This window comes from Alsobacter sp. SYSU BS001988 (assembly GCF_054796215.1).
In genome coordinates, this window is the sequence record NZ_JBTAMK010000019.1 from 62,150 (window position 1) to 83,927 (window position 21,778).

Consider the following 21,778-nt stretch of genomic DNA (forward strand, 5'->3'; position numbering starts at 1 on the left):
GGGCTTAGGACCCTTCGGCCGGGGGCTCGGTCGCGAGCGCCCACACGGGCGCGGGGCGAGCCGGCGCTTGGCCACGCAGTCGTCCAGCCGCTTCGGGCGAGCTGAAGCCGACCGTCGCGGCGATGATCTCGGCGCTGGACAACTGGCAGTAACGACCCTGACACCGCCCCATGCCGGCGCGGCAAATCGACTTGGCGCGGTTCGCTTCGGCTCCGCCATGCGCGACAGCCTCGCGGATCGAGCCAGCCGTGACCGCCTCGCAGCGGCAGACGACGGCCTCGTCGGGGAGGGCGCTCACCATTCCGGCTGGCCACGGAAAAGCGCGGGCGATCCCTTTGGCGAAGGCTTCGATCCGGGAAAGGTGCTTCATGTCCCGGGAGGCGTCGGGCGCGGGCAGGCCGAGGTCGGACAGGCAAGCCGACGCGGCAAGCCGGCCGGAGACTTCGGCGCCGTCGGCCCCGAGCAACCGGTAACCATCGCCCGCCAGATAGACGCCCGGGGCGGCCCGGCCGAAAGCGTCTCCGCGGGGCAGCCACTGGCGCCAGGCCTCGTCCCAATCAAAAGCGCATCCGGCGAGTTCGGCGAGCAGCGTCTCGGGACGCAGGTGCCAGCCGAGCCCCACCGCGTCGCAGGGCGTGTGGCGCTCGCGCCCCGCAGCGTCGCGCCAGCGGATGCAGGCCGGCCCTTGGTCGTCCGTGTCGATCGCGACGAGCTGCGCGCCCGGATGGTAGAGCCGCCCCAAGGTGGCCCGCATGGCGGCACCGCGCAGCGCCAGGGCCGGGCGCGACAGAAGGCCGGGAAAGCCACGCAGCTGCGCTCCGAGCGGAGCCGTGTCGAGAACGGCGGCGACGCCCGCGCCCGCCTTCAGCAGTTGCGAGGCGAGCAGCGTCAGCAGCGGCCCTGATCCGGCGAGGACCATGCGCCGGCCAAAGGCCGCGCCCTGCGCCTTGAGGGCGATCTGCATCGCGCCGAGGCTGTAGACGCCTGCGTGTTCCCAGCCCGGCACGGGCGCCAGCCGGTCCGTCGCCCCGGTGGCGAGGATCAGGCGATCAAACGCCATCCAGGACGCGCCTTCCGGACCGAGAACCTGCAATCGTCCGTCCGCGACCGCCAGAACGGAGCTGCCGGGCCGGTGCTGCAATCGTCCCGCGGCCGCCATGGCGTCGAAGGCGGCGTGCAGGGCGACCGCCTTGCCGGCTTCAGAGCCGTAGAGCGTCCCGGACGGGCGCTTGAATCCATCCGGCGGCCGCCGGTAGATCTGGCCGCCGGCGCGAACGCCTTCGTCGATCACCACCGGGCCGAGCCCGGCGGCGGCGAGGGTCTCGGCGGCCCGGATGCCGGCCGGGCCGGCGCCCACGACCACGACGCGATGGGGCGTTCCGCTCATGGCCATTGGCCGGGCGCCGCGGTGAGGAGGCGCATGCCGTCCGACAGCAGGGTCGCGCAGGCGCGCAGGCGGGGGCCTCGCTCCTGCCAGACCCAGCAATCCTGGCAGGCTCCCATGAGGCAGAAGCCCGCGCGCGCCTCGCCGCCGAACTCGGAGCGCCGCAGCGCGGGTGCGACCGACAGAACCGCGGTCAGCACCGTGTCGCCCGCGAGCGCATGGCGCGGCGCACCATCGAGCGTGAAGCTCACGGGCGGCCGGTCGAGCTCTGAAAGCCGGACCAGACGGGCCGCCGGCCGGACCAGACGGGCCGCCGGGCCGGCCTCGCTCATTCGGCCGCCTCGCGGATTGTCGTGGCCGGCGCGGGCAGGTTCGGGAAGCGAGCCCGCGCCTCGGCAAAGGATTGCGCGACGCCCTGCGCGCCAGCCCGGCCTTTCATGCGGCGAAAGATCTCCGTCTTCGTGAAGAAGCGCCAGTGGATCGGCAGTCCCGCCAGAATGGCGGTCAGCGCGGCGTAGGCATCGCGCGTCCACTGCGCCTCGTAGCCCTCGCGCTCGGGACCGAAGTGGAAGTGCCCGCGATGAGGAACCTGCGCGCCGCGCAGCGCCGCCGTGGCGGCCTCGTCGACCTCGCCGTCCCGCAGGACGATCCCGTACTCGGTTTCGGCCGCCGCGGCCGAGACGTAGCCTCGCGCAACGTCCCGGGCGACGCGCCAGGGCTCGCGCTCGCGAGGGTCGCCGCGGCCGCCGCCGCCGGCGGAGCGGATCGCCAGCACGTCGCCGGGCTGGAGAACGGCCGTGTCGATGTTGCCGAGGCGCCGCGCGTCGGGCGAGCCAGGGTTGACGACCATGTCGGACAGCCCGGCGGCCCGTCCGCCCAGCACGCCCCAGGGGCGGAAGAAGCTCCGGTCCCTGTTGCGGGCCGTGATGCGGCTGTCCGGCGCGAAGACGCGAAACGCCATCTCGGTCGCGAGCCCGCCACGCCAGCGGCCGGCGCCGCCGCTGTCCCTGGCCAACCCGTAGCGGATGAATTCGACGGGCGTTTCGGTTTCGGTGATCTCGATGGGCGTGTTCCTGAGATAGGCGGCGTCCGCTCCGGAACCGTTTGCGCCGTCCCGGTGCGGCATGCCGCCGCCGCCGCCCACTACCGGGTTGACGGCCGCGATCACGGTACGCCGGGTGCGCTCGTCCGTCGTCATGACGTTCACGATGCAGTTGTTGCCCGCCGGAGCGGCCGGGAGGCGGTCCGGCAGCACCTGCGAGAAAGCGCCGAAGATCACAGAACGCAGCCGTGCGCAGGTGAGGGAGCGCATGCCCACCGCGGCCGGGAACACCGGATTGAGCACCGTGCCTTCCGGGGTGATGCAGGTGAAGGGGCGCGTCAGCCCCGTGTTGAGCAGGATCTTGGGGTTGAGCGTGTAGAGCACGTAGTAGACGCCGACCAGCAGGATCGTGTGCCGCGGGTCGCCGCCGGAGGGAACGTTGAGCGACGACGCGAGCTGGGGGTCGGAGCCGGTGAAGTCCAGCACCGCCTCGTGGCCGCGGATCGTCAGCGTGACGTTGAGGCGGCAGGGATTGGCCTCGACCGAGTCCTCGTCGGCGTAGTCGGCGAACTCCCACACCCCGTCCGGCATGGCGCGCAGCATGTCGCGCGCCTGCGCCTCGGCATGGTCCAGCAGCGCCTCCACTCCGTCCAGGAAGGCGTCGCGGCCGAACTTCTCGATCATCGCCAAGACCTTCCGCTCGCCCGTATTGAGCGCGCCGACGAGAGCCTTGATGTCGCCGACGTTGAGGTCCGGCTTGCGCACGTTGGTGGTCATGATCCGCAGGATCTGCTCGTCGTAGACGCCCTCGTTGACGAGCTTCATCGGCGGGAAGCGGATGCCCTCCTGGTGGATCTCCGTGAGCGCGCGCGAGAGCGAGGCCGGGACGGCGCCGCCCATGTCGGTGTTGTGGATGTGCCCGCCCGTCCAGGCGACGATCTCGCCCTCGTGGAAAATGGGCTTCCACAGGTGGGTGTCGGGCGCGTGGGTGGCGACGTAACAGGAATAGGGGTCGTTCGTGAACGCGATGTCGCCCGGCTTGTAGTCCTCCACCATCGCGATGGCGCGCCCATAGGTGAGGCCCGGATACCAGGTCGCGCCGAGCTCCATCGGAACCCCGAACGTCTCACCCTTCCGGTTCATCAGCATGACGGTGAAGTCCTCGGTCTCCTTGACGAAGGCCGAGTGGGCGGTGCGCTGCAGCGTGTGGGCCATGTTCTCGGCCGCCGCGCGGACGTGATTGGCCAGGACCTGCAAGTTCATGCGGTCGAACATGGGCGTCACTCCGCGAAGATCAGGTGAAGGTTGAGATGACGGTCGACCCTGAGCTTCGAGCCGGCCGGGATCGCGCAGGTGGTGTCCTCTTGGGCGACCACGGCCGGGCCCTGGAAGCGATCGCCCGGCCGAAGGTCTGACCGAAGATAAAGGTCGACCGGCCTGTTCGCCCCGTCGATGTGGACCTCGATGGCGCGAACCGGGCGGGCGACGGCCTCGACCTCCTCCTCGGTCGCAAACGCGACGGCGGGTCCGGCGCCGATGGCCGACAGCCGCAGGCTGATGACCTCGATGCGGCCATCCGGATCGTCGAAATCGTAGAGGCGCGCGTGACCCTCGTGGAAGCGGCTGGCCACCGCGGTGACGTCGCCATCGCGAAGGCAGGCGGGCTGCAGCGGGATCTCGATTTCGTAGCTCTGGCCGGCGTAGCGCATGTCGGCGAAGAGCAGCAGGTCGGCCGGGCCGCTGTGCCCCTGCGCCTTGAGCCACTCCTGTCCCTCGGCCGCCATGGCCGCGAAGGCGGCGTACAGGGACGGCAGGAGTTCGGGTGAGAGCTCGGCGACAAGAGTGCGGATGAAGTCGCCGCGGAGGTCGGCGACAAGGCCGCCGAGCGCGGAGACGACGCCCGGCCGCCGCGGCGCGAGCACGCGCGCCATTCCGATTTCGCGTGCCAGGAAGGCGCCCAACATGGGGCCGCCGCCGCCAAACGGCATCAGGGCGAAATCCTGCAGGTCCACGCCGGCCCGCGAGGCCAGCTTCTCGACTTCCACGAACAGCTCCGACACCGCGATGTCGACGATCGCCTGGGCGGTCGCGTCGACCGGTCGGCCGAGCTGCTCCGCCAAGCTCGCGACCGCCGCGCGGGCAAGCCCCACATCCATCTGGAGCTGGCCGTAGGCCATTTGGCTATGGCCGAGCCAGCCGCACACCACCATGGCGTCCGTGATCGTCGGGCGAACGCCGCCGCGGCCGTAGCAGGCCGGCCCGGGAGTCGAGCCGGCGGATTCGGGGCCGACCCGCAGCACGCGCTGCGCATCCACGCTGGCGATGGAGCCGCCGCCGATCCCGATCGAGCTCACCGCGACCGAGGGGATGTAGAGCGGAAACTCGCCGATCATCTCGCCGGCGCCGAACTGGGCCTCGCCGTCGATGATCAGGGCGAAATCCGACGAGGTGCCGCCGATGTCGAGCGTGAGAATACGGCTTTCGCCCGCCTGACGGGCAAGCCACGCGGCGCCGATCACGCCCGAAGCCGCGCCGGACAGCAGCATCTTGACGCAGGAACGCTTGCCTTCGGCGGCGTTCATGACGCCGCCGTTCGACTTGGTGAGCAGCGGCCGCGTCGGCACGCCGCTCGAGGCAAGCCGCTCCTCCAGCGCCGTCAGGTAGCCGGCGACGCGCGGGTGGACATAGCCGTTCAGGATGGCCGTCGAGGTGCGCTCATATTCGCGGATCACCGGCCAGACCTCGGCCGACGTGAACACGAAGAGCTCCGGCGCGAGCCGCGCGATCTCGGCCTTCACGAGCGCCTCATGGGCGTCGTTGCGCCAGGCGTGCAGAAACGCGACGACGACGCCGAGGGCTCCTCTCGCCTTCGCGGTCACGACCGCCTCGGCGACCTTGCCGAGGTCCGGCCGCAGGGTTTCCGAGCCATCCGCCCGCAACCGCCCCGGAATGCCGAAGATCATGTCCCGCGAGGCCAGTTGGTCCGAGCGGCAACAGAACAGCGAATAGGTTTCCGGCATGCGTAGCCGGGCGAGCTCGATGACGTCCTCGAATCCCGCGTTGGTGAAGAGGGCCAGCGCAGCGCCCTTGCGCTGGATCACGGTGTTCATGCCGACGGTCGTGCCGTGCACGAAGCGCGTCACCGCCTGGGGATCGAGCCCGTCGCGCTCCCGGAGCAGGGCCAGCCCCGTCATCAGTTCCGCCCCGGGGTCATCCGGGGTGGTCAGCACCTTGAGGGAGGCCATGCGGCCCGAGCCGGTCTCCAGCGCGCAGAAATCGATGAAGGTGCCGCCGATGTCCACGCCGATCTTCCAATCGGCGGCGCTTTGCCGCTCCGCGCTGGATGCTGTTTCGCTCATGTCCGATCCTCGTTCCGGGCCCGGAAAGCTGGCACGCGGCCGGCGGGAGGGTCCAAGACGCAAGCGGGGCAAAGGCATAAGTCCGGCTTATACGCCGCCCATAGGCCGGGCTTATGGGCGGCCCTCGTTCCTGTCTTTGACCTCCGGGCGGGACCGGGCCAGCCTGCTCGACTGAAAAAGAGGCGCAGGTCGGGGTCGCGGATGGACGTGCTCGTGCTTGGGGGAGGGTTGATGGGAACGGCTGCGGCCTATTTCCTCGCCCGGCGCGGCGTGCGGGTCACGGTTTTGGAGCGCAACCGCGTCGGCTCCGGGGCGACCGTGGCGTCGTTCGGCAATGTCCGCCGCACCGGCCGCTACCTGCCGCAACTCCCGCTCGCGCATCGCTCCAGGGCCTTATGGGGCGAAGCGCAAGCCATGCTCGGACGGGATGTGGAATTCCGCGTCACCGGGCACCTCCGACTGATCTTCGAGGAGGACGCGCTGGCCGACATGCGGGGCTTCGCCGAGGCCTCGCGCCCCTGGGGACTCGACCTGGAGGAACTGGGTCCCAACGAGATCCGGGCCCGTTTTCCGGGTCTCGGCCCCGACGCAATAGGCGCCTCGTTCTCGCCCCAAGATGGCTGCGGCAACCCGCGCCTAATCGCGCCGGCCTTCGCCGACGCGGCGACCCGGCTGGGAGCCACGATCGTCGAGGGTTGCGCGGCAGGCGCGATCGAGACCACGGGGTCGGGCTTTCGGGTGAAGACGTCCAAAGGCGTCTTCGAGGCGGAGGCGCTGCTGAATACGGCCGGCGCCTGGGGCGGCCGCGTGGCCGCCCAGTTCGGCGAGGACGTGCCGATCACCGCTCGCGGCCCGCAGATGGGCGTTACGGAACCTCTGCCCCATCGCGTCTTGCCGGTGGTCGGCATCTGGACGCGCAGGCCCGGGACCGACTGCTACTTCCGGCAGGTTGAGCGCGGCAACATCGTGTTCGGCGGAGCGGCCGAGCGAACCCATGTCGACCTGGACCCCGGCCGGGCCAAGGCGGATCCAGCACGCCTTCCGGGCCAGCTTCGCGCGCTCCTGCGCCTCATTCCGGCGCTGGTCGACGCCACCGTGATCCGGACCTGGTCGGGCTGCGAGGGCTACTTGGCGGACTTGCTGCCCGTGATGGGGCCGTCGGCTACCACGCCCGGCCTGTTCCACGCGTTCGGGTTTTCGGGCAGCGGCTTCCAGCTCGGTCCGGGCGTGGGCGACGTCATGGCGGAACTGATCGCCACCGGCGGCGTCGCCGATATCCCGCTCGCCGATTTTCGCATCGACCGGTTCGCCAGCGCCACGGCGGCCGCGTCAGCGGCGGCTAGCTAAGCGCGTGGCTGGCCAAGGCGTAGATGCGCGGGGCTCCAGCCGAAAGCGCGATCGGAAGCCAGGGAGACGAGGCGAGCGACATGGTCGTCACGGTGTCGAACACAGGCAGCCCTGCGCGAACGAGCAGTTCGGCGAAGGGGCCTGCTTCGCTCCGGGTGTCGAGGCGAACGAAGGACCCCGCATGAGCTGCGATGTGCGGCGCCGCGAGCGCGACCGCATCCTCGTCGGTCGTGGCCACGAGCGGACCGACGACGTAGCCACGGCCGAAGGGCCTGCAAAGTCCATAGCCGACCACCGCGCCGTCGCGCTCGAGCACCAAACCCTCGGACATCCCTGCCAGCAGGTCGAGAAGCCTGCCGCGGTCAGCCCCAAAAGCTTCTCGGTCGAGCGCCGCGATCGCGTCCATGTCGGCGGGGGCGATGGGCCGCAGCATGCCCGTCGGTTTCACGTCGGCGGAAAGCCGCGCTTCGCCCTGGCATTGATAGACGGTCGCCTCGTCCTTGAAGCCCATGGAGCGGTACAGCGGCTGGGCGGCGCGGGTCGCATTGAGCCCGAGACGACGCGGCGCTGTTTGGGCGATCACGTGTTCCATCAGCCAGCGGCCTGCGCCATGGGTCTGCAGGCGCGGCGACGTGATCAGCATCCCCATGGTGGCGAAGTCCTCGCCATGCGCGAACCACATGGCGGTGCTCAGCACGCGCCCAATCTCGTCGCTGGCCGCAAGCCCATGCCCGAAGCCGAGCAGCATCTCCCAGTCCGCCTCCCGATGCGGCCAGCGCACCGCCATGGACAGTGCGTGTAGTCGTCCTAGTTCGACATCGCGGATGTCCCCGATGCGCATCTTGTAGGTTTCGAGCGCGAGTTCGGTTGTAAGCGTCACGGCCTGGCCTGCCTTCGTCCCAGCTCCCGCAACCTTGTTAGCAAAGTCGGCGCGAAATCATGCGCTGCGGATTGGCGCAGCGCCGGCACATTGCACTGATTTCGGCTTCGCAGATCCTTGCAGCCCTCCGCCACTGCGATCACGACCTATTTCGGCGCGATCTGCCGCGCCGCGCCGGTGCTTTGAAGCAATATGCCGCCCGGGAGCGGCGAAGGTGCGCCGTCGCCGAGCAGCGGCGCCGCAATGGCGCCCGGCCGGGCTGCGGGAGCTTTCGCTGTGGCTTTTCTCTTTACCTCGGACGCCGAGCGGGCCCGTGTGTTTGTAGAACTTTTTGCGCGCGGGCGGCCGGAACTCACCTTCCTGACAGACCCGAGTCAGGTGGATCCGGATGCAGTCCGGTATCTGCTGTCGTGGACTCTTCCGGAGGACATCGCCCGGTACCGGAATCTCGAAGTGCTCTTCTCGATCGGGGCGGGCGTCGACCAGCTCCGACTCGACATGCTGCCGGAGCACGTGCGGGTCGTCAGGATGGTCGAGGACGGCATCGTTCGCATGATGCAGGAATACGCCACGCTCGCCGTCCTGGCGCTGCACCGCGACCTTCCGGGCTACCTCGACCAGCAGCGCCGCGGCGAATGGCGCGCCCGGGCGACGACGCAAGCCCCCGATCGCCGGGTCGGTGTGCTGGGCCTTGGCCTGCTCGGCCAGGCGGTGCTCGATCGCCTTAAGCCGTTCGGCTTCCCGCTGGCCGGCTGGAGCCGTGCGGCGCGCAGCATCCCGGGCGTGGCCTGCCATCACGGCGCAGAGGGCCTCGAAACTTTCCTGGCTGCGACCGACATCCTCGTAGGCCTGTTGCCGCTGACGCCCGAAACGCGCGGCCTGCTCGACGCGGACCTGTTCGCGAAGCTGCCGGCGGGGGCCGCATTGGCCCATATCGGCCGAGGGCCGCAGCTGGACCAGGACGCTCTGCTGGCGGCGCTTGACGCCGGCCATCTGTCGGGCGCGGTCCTCGACGTCACGGATCCCGAGCCGCTGCCGCCCGAGCACCCGCTCTGGCGTCACCCGCGCGTGATCGTCACGCCCCATATCGCCAGCGTCACGCAAGCCGAAGGCGCCGCGCGCGCGGTGCTCGACAACATCCGCCGCCATGAGGCCGGCCAAGCGATGGTCGGCCTCGTCGACCGGGCGCGCGGCTACTGATCCACCCGCCAAGGAGACCTTTGATGAGCCTTCTCAAAACCATTGATCCGGCCCCGTCTTCCGAGGCCGTCCTGTCCAAGGCGGCGCCGGAAAGACTGATCTCCGGAGATCCCGCCTTCCGCACATGGGCCCAGGACAGCGCGCGCGACGGAACCGTGCGGACGGGCGTATGGGAGGCCTCACCCGGCGAAACGGTGTCGCTCAAGGGCGAAACCTTCGAGTTTTGCCACATCCTGGACGGCGTCGTGGAGATCACCGAGGAGGATGGCGCACCGGCCACCTACCGCAAGGGGGACAGCTTCGTGATGAAGCCGGGCTTCCGCGGCGTTTGGCGCACCATCGAGACCGTCCGCAAGATCTACGTCGTGGTTGGCTGAGGCGCGCGCAATGGCGAGCTTCGACCCTGCCTCGGTGGAATGTCCGGCCGCCCACCTCATCGGGGGCCGGATCGTGCGGGCCGAAGGCGTCGTTTCGCTGCGACGCCCGTCCGACGGACGCGATTTCGCGCAATGCCCGATCGCGGACGCCAGCACGGTCGACGCGGCCGTGTCTGCGGCCCGCGTCGCGCTGGCCGAAAGCAACTGGGGCGGGATCCGACCACGGGAACGGACGCGGGCGCTGCATCGCTGGGCCGACTTGATCGAAGTTGAGGCGGAGAGCCTGGCGCGCCTGGAGGCCGTCGCCTCCACCCGGCCCATCAGCGAGCTGCTCGCCGGCGACCTGCCCGTCACGGTTGAGCAGATCCGCTTTTTCGCAGAGTTCGCCGACAAGGAGGGCGGCGCCGTCGCGCCGACCGCGGAGGACAACCTCGGCCTGATCACCAGCGAGCCCCATGGCGTGGTGGGGGCCATCACGCCCTGGAACTTCCCGCTGTCCATGGCGGCGTGGAAGATCGCGCCGGCGATCGCGGCCGGCAACGCCGTCGTGCTCAAGCCCTCGGAGCTGACCCCTTTCGCGACGTTGCGAATGGCCGAGTTGTCGGTTAAGGCCGGGCTGCCGCCGGGGCTCGTCGCGGTCGTGCTCGGCGACGGCCCGACCACCGGAGCGGCCCTGGTGGCGCATCCGGACGTGGCCAAGGTGAGCTTCACGGGCTCCACGGCGGCCGGCGCAGCCATCATGGCCAACATCGCCCGCTCGGGCGTGAAGCCCATGACGCTCGAGCTCGGGGGCAAGAGCCCGCAAGTCGTCTTCGCCGACGCGGACATCGACCTAGCCGCCGCCAGCATCGCCGGAAGCGTCATGGCCAATGCCGGACAGGCCTGCGTGGCGGGCACGCGGCTCGTGGTCGAAGCGCCCGTGGCCGACGCTCTCGTCGAAAAGATCATCGCCCGGCTGCGCACGATCCGCCCCGGACCGACGTGGGACGCCGCAACCGCCTTTGCGCCGATCATCTCGGAGCGCCAGCTGGGACGCATCGACGGCATCGTCCGCGGCGCCTTGGCGACGGGCGCGGAGGCGCTCGTCGGCGGCCAGCGGCTCGACCGCGATGGCTCCTTCTACGCCCCGACGGTGCTCGCCGGCGTGGAGGCCAGCTCGCCGGCCGTGACGGACGAGATCTTCGGGCCTGTGCTGACTGTTCAGACCTTCGCGGACGAGGACGAAGCGCTGCGGCTGGCCGATCACCCGAGCTACGGCCTCGCGGCTGGCCTGTTCACCCGCGATCTTTCCCGCGCGCTTCGCGTCACGCGGCGGCTGCACGCCGGCACCGTGTGGGTGAACCGCTACGGCCGGTCCCGAGACCACATCCTGCCCACGGGCGGCTTCAAGGGATCGGGCATCGGCAAGGACCTCGGCCGCGAGGCGTACCAGGCAAACCGGCGCAGCAAGAGCGTGCTCATTTCTCTCCAGTGACGGATGACGCGATGACGACCCACTCGATTGCCCTCATCCCCGGCGACGGCGTCGGCCGCGACGTGACCGAGGCCGCCTGGCAGGCGCTGCAGGCCGTCGCGAAGGCGCACGGCATTGCGCTCCAGGGCGACTGGTTCCCCTGGTCCTGCGCCACCTACAAGGAGACCGGCGCGATGATGCCGGCCGACGGCATAGAGACGCTGCGCCGCTACGACGCGATGCTGCTCGGGGCCGTGGGTTGGCCGGCGACCGTGCCGGACGCCGTGTCCCTTCACGGCCTGTTGCTGCCAATCCGCAAGGCCTTCGTGCAATACGCCAATGTCCGCCCGCATCGGCTGCTCCCCGGCGTCCAGGGACCGCTGCGCCGGGAGGGTTTCGACATCCTCTGCATCCGCGAGAATACCGAGGGCGAGTACGCCGGAGCCGGCGGCCGGGTGCATCAGGGTGGCGACGACGAGGTCGCCGTCGAGACTTCCGTGTTCACCCGCAAGGGCGTGGAGCGAATCCTGCGCTACGGCTTCGAGCAGGCGCGAAAGCGCCGCGGCAAGCTCGCCTCGGTGACGAAGTCCAACGCGCAGAAGTACTCGATGGTGTTCTGGGACGACATCACCCACCGTCTCGCGGCCGAGTATCCAGACGTCGAGGTCACGAGCTACCACATCGACGCCATGGCGGCCCGGATGGTGATGGCGCCCGAGACGCTGGACGTGGTCGTGGCGTCGAACCTGTTCGGCGACATCCTGACGGATCTCGGCGCCGCCATCCAGGGCGGACTGGGCTACGCGGCGTCCGCCAACATCAACCCGGACCGGACGGCCCCGTCCATGTTCGAGCCGGTGCACGGTTCCGCGCCTGACATCGCCCACCTGGGCGTCGCCAACCCCATCGCCGCCATGTGGTCCGGCGCAATGATGCTGGATCATCTCGGCGAAGCGGAGGCGGCGCGGGCACTCCTGGCCGCGATCGAGCGGACCACGGCCTCGGGGATCGGCGCCGTGCCGGGCAAGAACCGGACGGAGGCGATCACGGCCGCCGTGCTCGCCGCCCTTTGAACCGAAAGACGCGACCATGTTGAGCGAGATCGGACTGCTGCGGCAACAAAACCTGATCGACGGGGCCTGGCGGGACGCGCGCAGCGGCGCTGCCCTCGACGTCATCGACCCGGCCACCGGCGAGGTGATCGGCGTCGTACCGAATTCCGGCGCACCGGACGCGCGGGACGCGATCGCGGCGGCCGAGGCAGCCTTCGGGCCGTGGCGGGCGAAGACGCACGCCGCGCGCGCCGCCCTGCTGGAGCGCTGGCATTCCTTGATGTTGGACGAGATCGACGCGCTGGCGCTGATCCTCACCACCGAGCAGGGCAAGCCGCTGGCCGAGGCTAAGGGCGAGATCCGATACGGCGCGTCCTTCGTGAAATGGTTCGCCGAAGAGGCGCGCCGGATCGGCGGCTCGACCATCCCGTCGCCGACCCCGGACCGCCGCATATTGGTGCTCAAGGAACCGGTCGGCGTATGCGGGATCGTGACCCCGTGGAATTTCCCTAACGCGATGATCACCCGCAAGGTCGCGCCCGCGCTGGCGGCGGGCTGCACAGTGGTGATCAAGCCTTCCGAACTGACGCCCTTCTCGGCGCTTGCGCTGGGCGCGCTGGCCGAGCGGGCCGGCATCCCGGCGGGCGTGATCAACATCGTGACCGGCATGCCGGCCGGCATCGGAGCGGAACTCACTGGCAATCCGGCCGTGCGCAAGCTCTCGTTCACGGGCTCGACGCGCGTGGGCGCACTGCTGATGCGGCAAGCCGCCGACACCATCAAGCGGCTCAGCCTGGAGCTCGGCGGCAACGCGCCCTTCATCGTGTTCGATGACGCCGATCTAGACCGGGCTTTGGACGGCGTCATCGCCTCCAAGTTTCGCAATGGCGGCCAGACCTGCGTTTGCGCCAACCGCATCCTGGTCCACTCCGCCATCTACGACGCCTTTGCGGAGCGGCTCTCGGCGCGGGTGTCGGCCATGAAGGTCGGGCGCGGCACGCAGGGTGGCGTCGACATCGGGCCGATGATCAACGCCTCCGCGTTGGAGAAGATCGAGCGCCACGTGTCCGACGCGCTTGCCAAGGGCGCCAGAACGCTCTCGATCCGGCCCGCGACGCCGAATGGCGGCTTCTACACCCCCCCGGTGGTCCTTGGGGACGCGAACACGGACATGCTGCTGGCCGGCGAGGAAACATTCGGCCCCGTGGCGCCGCTGTTTCGCTTCGAAACCGAGGCCGAGGCTCTGTCCATCGCGAACGGCACGCCCTACGGGCTGGCGGCCTACTTCTACACGGAGAACCTGAAGCGCGCTTGGCGCGTGGGCGAGGCGCTGGAGTTCGGCATGGTGGGGCTCAACACGGGCGCCATCTCGACGGAGGTCGCGCCCTTCGGGGGCGTCAAGCAGTCCGGGCTGGGCCGAGAGGGCGCCCAGGTCGGGATCGAGGAATACCTCGAGACCAAGAGCTTCCACATGGGCGGGCTGGACTGACCCGAAGGGGCGGCTCGCGAGCCGCCCCTTTGACGGGGCTCTACTGAAACCGGTCGAGGAGCTTGTAGTAGAGCCCGACCATGGGCAGGAACCAGGGTTGCCCGAGATGGCCGGGCACCGCCGGCCAGCCCAGTCCCTTGAGCGGGTTCCGGTCCTCCTTGCCGAGCATGGCCTCCGCGATCAGCGACCCCAGGTAGCCCGACATCTGCGCGCCATGGCCCGAATAGCCCATCGCGTACCAGAGGCCGTCATCGTTGCGCCCGGCGCGCGGGAAGCGATCCTTCGTCATGTCGACGAGACCGCCCCAGCAATAGTCGACCGGAACGTGTGCGAGCTGTGGAAAGATTTCGGCGAGGCTGGCCTGCAGGATCGCGCCGCTCCTGGCGTCCGATTGCTGGTTCGAAACCGCCGAGAAACGCGCGCGGCCGCCGAACATCAGGCGTCGGTCCGGTGACAACCTGAAGTAGTTGCCGATGTTCATTGACGTCACGAATGTCCGCTCGCGAGGGATGGCGGCGGCGATCTCCGCGTCCGTGAGCGGGCGCGTGGCGAGGATGAAGCTTCCAACCGGGACGATGCGACGGCGAAACCAGCCGAAGGCGCCCGACGTGTAGGCGCCGGTGGCGACCAGCACCTCGCCGGCCCGGACTGCGCCCCGCGGCGTCTCGAGCACGCGTTTGCCGCCGTCGCGCCGCAACGCCGTGACGGGCGCGTTCTCGAACACGGTAGCGCCGCGCCGCACGGCCGCCTCGGCGAGGCCGACCGCGAGGCGGCCCATATGGGCGACCGCGCTCTTCTTGGACAGCATCGCGCCGTGGAAGGCGTCCGAGCGCACTTCGCCGGCCAGGTCGGCTCGGGTGAGAAGGGCTGTGTCGGGGTCGACCTCCCGGTTTACGATCTCGAAATTGCGGGCGATCGCGGCGAAATGCGCCGGCTTGGACGCGAGCTTCAGCTTCCCGACGCGCTTGAAGTTACAATCGATGCGTTCTTCGGCGACCGTGGCCTCGACAAAATCGACGGAGGCGTCGAAGGCTCGGTAGAGAGCGGTGGCGCGCTCGCCGCCGAGATGCGCCTTGGCGGCCGCGAACGAGTGCGAAACGCCGTTGTTGAGATGGCCGCCATTGCGGCCCGAGGCGCCCGAACCCACCGTGCCGGCCTCCAGAAGCGCGATTTTCGCGCCCGACATGGCGAGCGTGCGCGCCGCCGACAGGCCGGTGAAGCCGCCGCCCACGACGGCGACGTCGTAGGTTCCCTCGGCCGGCCCGGCGGTACCGCCCGTGAAGGCGGGCGCGGTGTCGTGCCAGTAGGACGCAAAGCGCATGGCGTGATCCTCAGAGGCCCAGGACGCCGGGAAGGTCGGAGATGCCCTTGATCTCGACGTAGTCGTAATAGGGGTTGGCCGGCTCATGGCCGCGATTGACCCAGACCTTGTGCTTGATGCCCAGGTCATAGGCCGACATCAGATCGTAGCGGAACGAGGACGAGCAATGCATCACGTCCTCCGGATTGCAGCCGAGCATGTCGAACATGTATTCGAAAGCCTGGAAACGCGGCTTGTAGGCGTTGGCTTGCTGCGCGGTGAAGACCTTGTGGAAGGGCGCGCCGAGCTTCTCGACATTGTGCATGATCTGGTCGTTGGACGCGTTGGAGAGGATCACCAGCGGGATCTCCTTGGCGACTTTGGCGAGGCCCGCCGGCACGTCGGGGTGAGGACCCCAGCTCGGCACGCGCTCATAAATCGCCCGGGCGTCTTCGGGGCGGAAAGGCACGCCGTTCTTGCGGCAGGTCCGCTCGACGGCGTTGTGCACCACCTCCCCGTACGGCTTCCAGGCTCCGAGGATTTCGTCCAGCCGATAGGCCGCGAAGTTCTTGATGAACAGCGCCATCCGGGGCTCGTCCAGCGCGGGCCCGTAGATCTCGCGCGCGGCTTCGGCCATCTGGAAGTTGGTCAGCGTGCCGTAGCAGTCGAACGTGATGTATTTGGGCCGAAAGCTGGTCATGACGGGCGTCCTTGGCTAGGTCCGACGGATCCCCGGAAGGATAGGAGCCCCCGGAAAGAGGCATCGCCGGAATAGCGGCCCGACGAACGCAGATCCTGCTGTATCGCAAAAGCGGAGCCGCAGAGAGTTGCGTCGCGTCCGGAAGGCTTGGCCGCGAGCGCCCCGTGAGCCTGGCATAAACTGCGGCGCGGACCATTCGGAAAGACGCAACCTTGCGCCGCCAAGGCGGAATGGAGCGCAAACAGTCGGTCGCTCGGCGCTACCGTTTCGGCATCATGACGAACCGGACTGCACATTCTCTTCGGCCCCCCGTGACGATCGCCGCTCTTGGTCCGGAGCACCTGAGCGGCGCGGTCGCCCTTTCGCGTCAGGCCGGATGGCCCCACCGGCTCGAGGACTGGGAGCTCGTGCTGTGGCTGAGCCGAGGCTTCGGCGCATTGGCGAACGGGCGTCTGGTCGGAACCGCGCTGGCCACGCTCTACGGAGACGATGTTGCGACGATCAACATGGTCATCGTGGACGAGAGCCTGAGAGGGCAGGGGGTAGGCCGCCGCCTGATGGCTGCGGCGCTCGACGCCGCCGCCGGCGGCGAACAGCGCCTGATCGCCACGAAAGATGGCCTGCCGCTGTACGAGAAGCTCGGCTTCCAGGCCACGGGCCAGATCTGGCAGCATCAGGGCCTCACTTCGTCGTTCGCTCCGGGAGAGGACGTCGTTCAATGGCTGCACGCAGGGAGCGACCTCGACCGGGTTGCGGCCTGCGATCGCGCCGCTTGCGGAATGGACCGCAGCTTGCTGCTGAGCGTCCTAGCCGCGGCAGGCTCCCTTGCGGTCTTGCGCGATGGCGACGTCGTCCTGGGGTTTGCGGGCCTGCGGGCCTTCGGGCGCGGCGAAGTCGTCGGGCCGGTTGTCGCCTCATCGCAGGACGCGGCTCGATCGCTCGTCGCGGCCGCGTTCGCCCGCAAGGGCGCCGGCCTCGTCCGCGTCGATACGCCAGACCCGGAACTCGGGGCCTGGCTCGCCAGCCTGGGCCTCCCGGTTGTCGGCGGCGGCGTCACGATGGTTCGACATGCGCGGCCGCGCCGGGCCACCCCATTTCAGACTTTTGCTCTCGCCAGCCAGGCTTTGGGCTGAAACCGGAGACACCTATGTCCAGCAACTCCCTGGTCGAACTCGACCGCCTCCACCTGGTCCATCCGGTGGCGTCCTACCGTGGCCACGAGCGGGCCGGCGTGCGCGTGCTGAAGTCCGCAAAGGGCGCCACGCTGACGGACTCGACCGGCCATACCATGGTGGACGGCTTTGCGGGCCTGTGGTGCGTGAACGTCGGCTACGGCGTCGACAGCATCGTAGAGGCCGCCGCCAAGCAGATGCGCGAACTGCCCTATGCAACGGGCTATTTCGGCCTCGGCTCCGAGCCCGCCATTCGGCTTGCGGCGGAACTCGCCGAGCGCGCGCCGGGAGACCTGAACCACGTCTATTTCACGCTGGGCGGCTCGGACGCCGTGGACAGCACCGTGCGCTTCGTCCGCTACTACCAGATCGCGCGTGGCAAGCCGGAGAAGGACCAGTTCATCTCGGTGGAGCAGGGCTACCACGGCTCGTCCACCGTCGGGGCCGGCCTGACGGCGCTCCCGGTCTTCCACCAGGGCTTCGGCGTACCGTTTAGCTGGCAGCATAAGATTCCGTCGCACTACTCCTACCGGAACCCTGCCGGGCAGGGCGCGGCGGCCATCATCGCGGCCTCCACGGCGGCGCTGCGCGCCAAGGTCGAGGAACTCGGGCAGGACCGCGTCGCCGCATTCTATGTCGAACCGATCCAGGGCTCCGGCGGCGTGCTGGTGCCGCCGCCCGGCTGGATGAAGGCCATGCGCGAGCTCTGCCGAGACCTCGACATCCTGTTCGTGGCCGATGAGGTCATCACGGGATTCGGCCGCACCGGCCCGCTCTTCGCCTGCGACGACGAGGGGATCGTGCCCGACCTGATGACCACCGCCAAGGGCCTCACCTCCGGCTACGTGCCGATGGGCGCTGTGTTCATCTCCGACCACGTCTACGAAACGATCGCGGACGCGGCCGGCGACGGAACAGTGGGGCACGGCTATACCTACTCGGCCCATCCGGTGAGCGCCGCCGTCGCCCTCGAGGTGCTTCGACTTTATGAGGGCGGCCTGCTCGCCAACGGCCGCAAGGCGGGCGCGCGGCTCATGGCGGGCCTGAACGGCCTTGCCGACCACCCGCTGGTGGGCGAGGTGCGCGGGCGCGGCATGCTGGCCGCCATTGAGCTCGTGACCGACAAGGCGCGCAAAACGCCGCTACCCGCAGCGGCTGCGCCGGCCCGCCGGATCTTCGACCGGGCCTGGGACAATGGACTGGTGATCCGCGCCTTCGCGAACGGCGTGCTGGGCTATGCTCCGCCTTTGTGCTGCACTGACGCCGAAATCGACGCTATCGTGGAGCGCACGCGCATGACCCTGGATGAAACCTTGGAGGATCCGGACGTCCGGGCCGCCATGGCCTGATCTGGGTTACGTCGCCGTTATATCGGCGGGCGGGCGAATACAGAATTTTCTGCTGCGGGGCTCCGCAGTTTCAGCGACTCCCGCAGCGCCTGACTGAGACACTGATCTGACGGTTGCATCACGGGCTCGGCCCCGAACGCCCAAAGGGCGGTCCGGCTTGGCGAGCAGATCTTCGCGAAGACCTGCGCAGATTATGCGGCGGGCGCGGCCGGGAACCAATGGCAGGGGACTGCACGTGGCAAAGAGCTTGAGCTCATTCCGATACATGACTTTCGACGTGGTCGGCACGCTGATCGACTTCGAGGGCGGCATCAAGGATTGCCTGGCGGCGATCGCGGCTGAATCCGGCGTGGCGCTCGATGGCGAGAAGGCGCTGGGCTTCTACCGCGAGGCGCGCTACTCGCCCGAGGCGCAGCGCTTCCCTGACGACCTTGCCCGCGTCTACCTGAGCATCGCCCCAAAGATCGGCCTGCCGGCCGAGCAGCGCCACGGCGAGCGGCTTCGGGACTCCGCGGCATCGTGGAAGGGCTTTCCGGACAGCGCCCAGGCGCTCGCCAGGCTCGCCAAGCGCTACAAGCTCATCGCCATGACCAACGCCCAGCGTTGGGCCTACGAGCATTTCGCGAATGCGCTCGGGCGCCCCTTCCACTCATCGTTCACGACGGACGACACCGGCACGGAAAAGCCGGACCCAGCCTTCTTCGAGCAGGTGTTCGCGTTCGTGGAAGGCGAGGGCGGCCGCAGGGACGAGATCCTCCACGTGGCCCAGAGCCAATATCACGACATTGGGATTTCCCGGTCGCTAGGCATGACCAACTGCTGGATCCAGCGTCGGCACGCACAACCCGGCTACGGTGGCACCATCGAACCCGAGCGCTTCACCGAGCCTGACTACCACTTCACGTCCTTGGGCGAACTCGCCGACGCCGTGGACGGCATGGCGACGGCCTGAACGCCACGAAAGAAGCCGGGGGGCGTCCGCGCCCCATGGGGGAAGTCAACGACAGAAGGAAGGGGAACCTCGTGACCGACAACACAAACGCCAATTGGACCAAGCGCGACGACGCCATGGTCGAGAACGCGATCCGCCGCGGCGCTACGCGGCGTGAGCTGATTCAGATGCTGCTGGCGGGCGGCATGGCGACGGCGGCTGGTGCCGCCGTGCTCGGGCGCGCCACCGCCGCCGTCGCCCAGACGCCCGTTTCGGGCGGCAACCTGAGAGCGGCGGGCTGGTCGTCCTCCACGGCCGACACGCTCGACCCCGCCAAGGCGTCCCTATCGACCGACTACGTGCGCTGTTGCGCGTTCTATAACCGGCTCACCTTCATCGATAAGGCCGGCGTGGCCCAGATGGAGCTCGCCGAGAGCTTTGATACGAAGGACGCCAAGGTCTGGACCATCAAGCTGCGCAAGGACGTGACTTTCCACAGCGGAAAGACGCTCTCGTCCGCCGACGTGGTCTACTCGCTCAAACGCCACCTCGATCCGGCAGTCGGCTCCAAGGTCAACTCAATCGCCAAGCAGATCACCGACGTCAAGCCGGTCGACGCCCTCACGGTCGAAGTCACGCTGGACAGCCCGAACGCCGACCTGCCCATCATCCTGGGCACGCACCACTTCATGATTATCGCCGAAGGGACCACGGATTTCTCGAAGGCCAACGGCACGGGCGCTTTCACGTGCCAAACGTTCGAGCCGGGCGTGCGCTCGGTCGGGCTCAGAAACAAGAACTACTGGAAGAGTCAGAAGGCGCATCTCGAATCCTTCGAGTTCTTCGCCATTCCTGATGACCCGGCGCGCGTCAACGCCCTCCTGTCGGGCGACATCCAGCTTGCCGGCGCGATCAATCCGCGCTCGATCCGCTTGGTCGAGAGCCAGCCCGGCGTGGTGTTGTCCAAGACGACGTCGGGCAACTACACCAATCTGAACATGCGCCTCGACATGGCGCCCGGCGACAAGGCCGGCTTCGTCGAGGGCGTGAAGCACCTGCTCAATCGCGAGCAGATCCAGAAGTCGGCGCTGCGCGGCCTGGCCGAGATCGCCAATGACCAGCCGGTGCCGCCGTCGCATCCCTACTTCAACGCCGAACTGAAGCCGAAAGCGTTCGATCCGGACAAGGCGAAGTCACTGTTCCAGAAGGCAGGCGTGCTTGGCCAGTCCATCCCGGTGGTGGCCTCCGACGCGGCCGCGTCGTCGGTCGACATGGCTGTCGTGCTGCAGCAGGCCGGGGCCAACATCGGCATGAACTTCGACGTCAAGAAGGTCCCTTCCGACGGTTACTGGTCAAACTACTGGCTGAAGGCGCCAGTCCACTTCGGCAACATCAACCCGCGGCCGACGCCCGACATCCTGTTCTCGCTGCTGTACGCCACATCGGCCCCCTGGAACGAAAGCCAGTACAAGTCGGAGAAGTTCGACCGCATGCTGGTGGAAGCCCGCGGCTTGTTGGATCAGGGTAAGCGCAAGCAGATCTACGGCGAGATGCAGGCCATGATCGCCAACGAGGCGGGCACAGCCATTCCGGTCTGGATCTCCAACGTGGACGCGCTCTCCTCCAAATTGCGTGGCCTCGAGCCGAATCCGCTCGGCGGCATGATGGGCTACGCCTTCGCCGAGTATGTCTGGCTGACGGCCTGAGGTCCGTCTCTTGCATGCCGGGAGGCGACAACGTCGCCGCCTCCCGGACCGCCTTCCCGAGCAGGAGACAGGCCGATACCGCTCATGAACAGCTTCGTCTGGTCCCTCGTCGGCGGCCGCTTGCTTGTCGCCCTGTTCACGCTCGTCGTGGTGGCCTTTACGGTCTTCTGCGCGACCGCGATCCTTCCGGGCGACGTGGCCGAAGTGCTGCTTGGGCAAGCGGCGACGCCTGAGGCGGTTGCGGGCCTTCGGGCTGCGATGCACCTCAACGACCCCGCATTGCTGCGGTTCGTACGCTGGTTGGGCGGCCTGGCGTCCGGCGATCTCGGCCGATCCTACGCGAACAACATGCCGGTGGCCCAACTGATCGGGCCGCGTCTGCTGAATTCACTGAAGCTAGCAGGTGTGACCACCCTGTTCTCGGTGCCGATCGCGCTCGGGCTCGGGATCAGCGCCGCCGTTCTGCGCGGCAGCCTGTTCGATCGCCTGCTGACGTTTGGGGTGATTGCGGTGATCTCCGTGCCGGAGTTCATGGTGGCTACTTCTGCGGTGCTGCTGTTCGCGGTCCACCTGAAATGGCTGCCGGCGCTGTCGGTGGCTCGCGAGGCGAGCTCGTTCCTGGACCTGCTGCGCATCTTCGCGATGCCGGTGATCACCCTCGCATTCGTGATTTCGGCGCAGATGATCCGCATGACACGCGCCGCCATGATCGAGACCCTGGATACGCCCTATGTGGAAATGGCGCGCCTCAAGGGCGCGTCTCCCACCCGCATCGTGCTGCGGCATGCCTTGCCCAACGCACTGGGCCCGATCATCAACGCGGTGGCGCTTTCCCTGTCGTATTTGCTGGGCGGCGTCATCATCGTGGAAACGATCTTCAACTATCCGGGCATCGCCAAGCTCATGGTGGATGCCGTGTCGACGCGCGACCTGCCCTTGATTCAGAGTTGCGCGATGATCTTCTGCCTCGTCTACCTGCTCCTGATCACGATCGCGGACGTCATCGCGATCCTATCCAACCCCCGTTTGCGCTGATC

The 21,778-nt window shown here is 68.6% G+C and carries 18 protein-coding genes; 11 read left to right on the plus strand and 7 right to left on the minus strand.

Going from position 1 to position 21,778, the window contains the following annotated elements; all coding sequences use genetic code 11:
* Positions 1 to 4: 4 nt before the first annotated feature.
* From ACYVO7_RS23170 to ACYVO7_RS23185, 4 genes are read right to left on the minus strand one after another with little or no spacing between them, the layout of a single operon-like run.
* Positions 5 to 1,393: an FAD/NAD(P)-dependent oxidoreductase gene (locus ACYVO7_RS23170; RefSeq protein WP_460452135.1), complete on the minus strand. Its 1,389-nt coding sequence runs from the start codon at positions 1,391 to 1,393 to the stop codon at positions 5 to 7.
* Entirely contained in the window at positions 1,384 to 1,716 is a 333-nt protein-coding gene (locus ACYVO7_RS23175; RefSeq protein WP_460452136.1) for a (2Fe-2S)-binding protein, read from the minus strand. The genes ACYVO7_RS23170 and ACYVO7_RS23175 overlap by 10 nt, the downstream gene beginning before the upstream one ends.
* Positions 1,713 to 3,701, minus strand: a complete 1,989-nt coding sequence (locus ACYVO7_RS23180) for a hydantoinase B/oxoprolinase family protein (RefSeq protein ID WP_460452137.1) — start codon at positions 3,699 to 3,701, stop codon at positions 1,713 to 1,715. Before ACYVO7_RS23180 ends, ACYVO7_RS23175 begins: the two co-directional genes overlap by 4 nt.
* A 5-nt stretch (positions 3,702 to 3,706) precedes the next feature.
* A complete protein-coding gene (locus ACYVO7_RS23185; protein WP_460452138.1) occupies positions 3,707 to 5,785 on the minus strand; it encodes a hydantoinase/oxoprolinase family protein in 2,079 nt (692 codons plus the stop codon).
* 201 nt (positions 5,786 to 5,986) lie between these two features.
* Between ACYVO7_RS23185 and ACYVO7_RS23190 the strand changes: the two genes are divergently transcribed.
* Positions 5,987 to 7,132, plus strand: a complete 1,146-nt coding sequence (locus ACYVO7_RS23190; RefSeq protein ID WP_460452139.1) for an NAD(P)/FAD-dependent oxidoreductase — start codon at positions 5,987 to 5,989, stop codon at positions 7,130 to 7,132.
* On the opposite strand, the gene ACYVO7_RS23195 is transcribed toward ACYVO7_RS23190, so the two are convergent.
* Entirely contained in the window at positions 7,125 to 7,973 is an 849-nt protein-coding gene (locus tag ACYVO7_RS23195; RefSeq protein WP_460452155.1) for a GNAT family N-acetyltransferase, read from the minus strand. The genes ACYVO7_RS23190 and ACYVO7_RS23195 overlap by 8 nt on opposite strands.
* A gap of 315 nt (positions 7,974 to 8,288) precedes the next feature.
* Here ACYVO7_RS23195 and ACYVO7_RS23200 point away from each other — a divergent pair, with 315 nt between their 5' ends.
* From ACYVO7_RS23200 to ACYVO7_RS23220, 5 genes are read left to right on the plus strand one after another with little or no spacing between them, the layout of a single operon-like run.
* Positions 8,289 to 9,212: a 2-hydroxyacid dehydrogenase gene (locus ACYVO7_RS23200; protein ID WP_460452140.1), complete on the plus strand. Its 924-nt coding sequence runs from the start codon at positions 8,289 to 8,291 to the stop codon at positions 9,210 to 9,212.
* Positions 9,213 to 9,235: 23 nt separating this feature from the next.
* Positions 9,236 to 9,589 carry a cupin domain-containing protein gene (locus tag ACYVO7_RS23205; RefSeq protein ID WP_460452141.1) on the plus strand — a complete coding sequence of 118 codons (354 nt, stop codon included), beginning with the start codon at positions 9,236 to 9,238 and terminating at the stop codon, positions 9,587 to 9,589.
* 10 nt (positions 9,590 to 9,599) lie between these two features.
* Positions 9,600 to 11,063, plus strand: a complete 1,464-nt coding sequence (locus ACYVO7_RS23210; protein WP_460452142.1) for an aldehyde dehydrogenase family protein — start codon at positions 9,600 to 9,602, stop codon at positions 11,061 to 11,063.
* An 11-nt stretch (positions 11,064 to 11,074) separates the two neighbouring features.
* Entirely contained in the window at positions 11,075 to 12,115 is a 1,041-nt protein-coding gene (locus ACYVO7_RS23215) for a tartrate dehydrogenase (RefSeq protein WP_460452143.1), read from the plus strand.
* Positions 12,116 to 12,131: 16 nt separating this feature from the next.
* Entirely contained in the window at positions 12,132 to 13,583 is a 1,452-nt protein-coding gene (locus ACYVO7_RS23220) for an NAD-dependent succinate-semialdehyde dehydrogenase (RefSeq protein WP_460452144.1), read from the plus strand.
* A 40-nt stretch (positions 13,584 to 13,623) separates the two neighbouring features.
* Here the strand turns inward: ACYVO7_RS23220 and ACYVO7_RS23225 are convergent, their stop codons facing one another.
* Together ACYVO7_RS23225 and ACYVO7_RS23230 are read right to left on the minus strand one after the other, a co-directional pair.
* The gene (locus ACYVO7_RS23225; RefSeq protein WP_460452145.1) at positions 13,624 to 14,904 is read right to left on the minus strand and encodes an NAD(P)/FAD-dependent oxidoreductase; all 1,281 of its coding nucleotides are present in this window, start codon (positions 14,902 to 14,904) and stop codon (positions 13,624 to 13,626) included.
* Positions 14,905 to 14,914: 10 nt separating this feature from the next.
* The gene (locus ACYVO7_RS23230) at positions 14,915 to 15,583 is read right to left on the minus strand and encodes a haloacid dehalogenase type II (RefSeq protein ID WP_460452146.1); all 669 of its coding nucleotides are present in this window, start codon (positions 15,581 to 15,583) and stop codon (positions 14,915 to 14,917) included.
* Between the two features lie 275 nt (positions 15,584 to 15,858).
* Between ACYVO7_RS23230 and ACYVO7_RS23235 the strand changes: the two genes are divergently transcribed.
* The 5 genes from ACYVO7_RS23235 to ACYVO7_RS23255 all read left to right on the plus strand — a co-directional run bounded on the left by ACYVO7_RS23235 (position 15,859) and on the right by ACYVO7_RS23255 (position 21,776).
* Complete coding sequence (locus tag ACYVO7_RS23235; RefSeq protein WP_460452156.1) at positions 15,859 to 16,716, plus strand: GNAT family N-acetyltransferase; 858 nt, start codon at positions 15,859 to 15,861, stop codon at positions 16,714 to 16,716.
* A gap of 14 nt (positions 16,717 to 16,730) precedes the next feature.
* The gene (locus tag ACYVO7_RS23240; RefSeq protein WP_460452147.1) at positions 16,731 to 18,104 is read left to right on the plus strand and encodes an aminotransferase class III-fold pyridoxal phosphate-dependent enzyme; all 1,374 of its coding nucleotides are present in this window, start codon (positions 16,731 to 16,733) and stop codon (positions 18,102 to 18,104) included.
* 193 nt (positions 18,105 to 18,297) lie between these two features.
* Positions 18,298 to 19,056, plus strand: a complete 759-nt coding sequence (locus ACYVO7_RS23245) for an HAD-IA family hydrolase (RefSeq protein ID WP_460452157.1) — start codon at positions 18,298 to 18,300, stop codon at positions 19,054 to 19,056.
* A gap of 35 nt (positions 19,057 to 19,091) precedes the next feature.
* Positions 19,092 to 20,741 carry an ABC transporter substrate-binding protein gene (locus ACYVO7_RS23250; protein WP_460452148.1) on the plus strand — a complete coding sequence of 550 codons (1,650 nt, stop codon included), beginning with the start codon at positions 19,092 to 19,094 and terminating at the stop codon, positions 20,739 to 20,741.
* Positions 20,742 to 20,825: 84 nt separating this feature from the next.
* Complete coding sequence (locus ACYVO7_RS23255) at positions 20,826 to 21,776, plus strand: ABC transporter permease (protein WP_460452149.1); 951 nt, start codon at positions 20,826 to 20,828, stop codon at positions 21,774 to 21,776.
* The last annotated feature ends 2 nt before the right edge of the window (positions 21,777 to 21,778 follow it).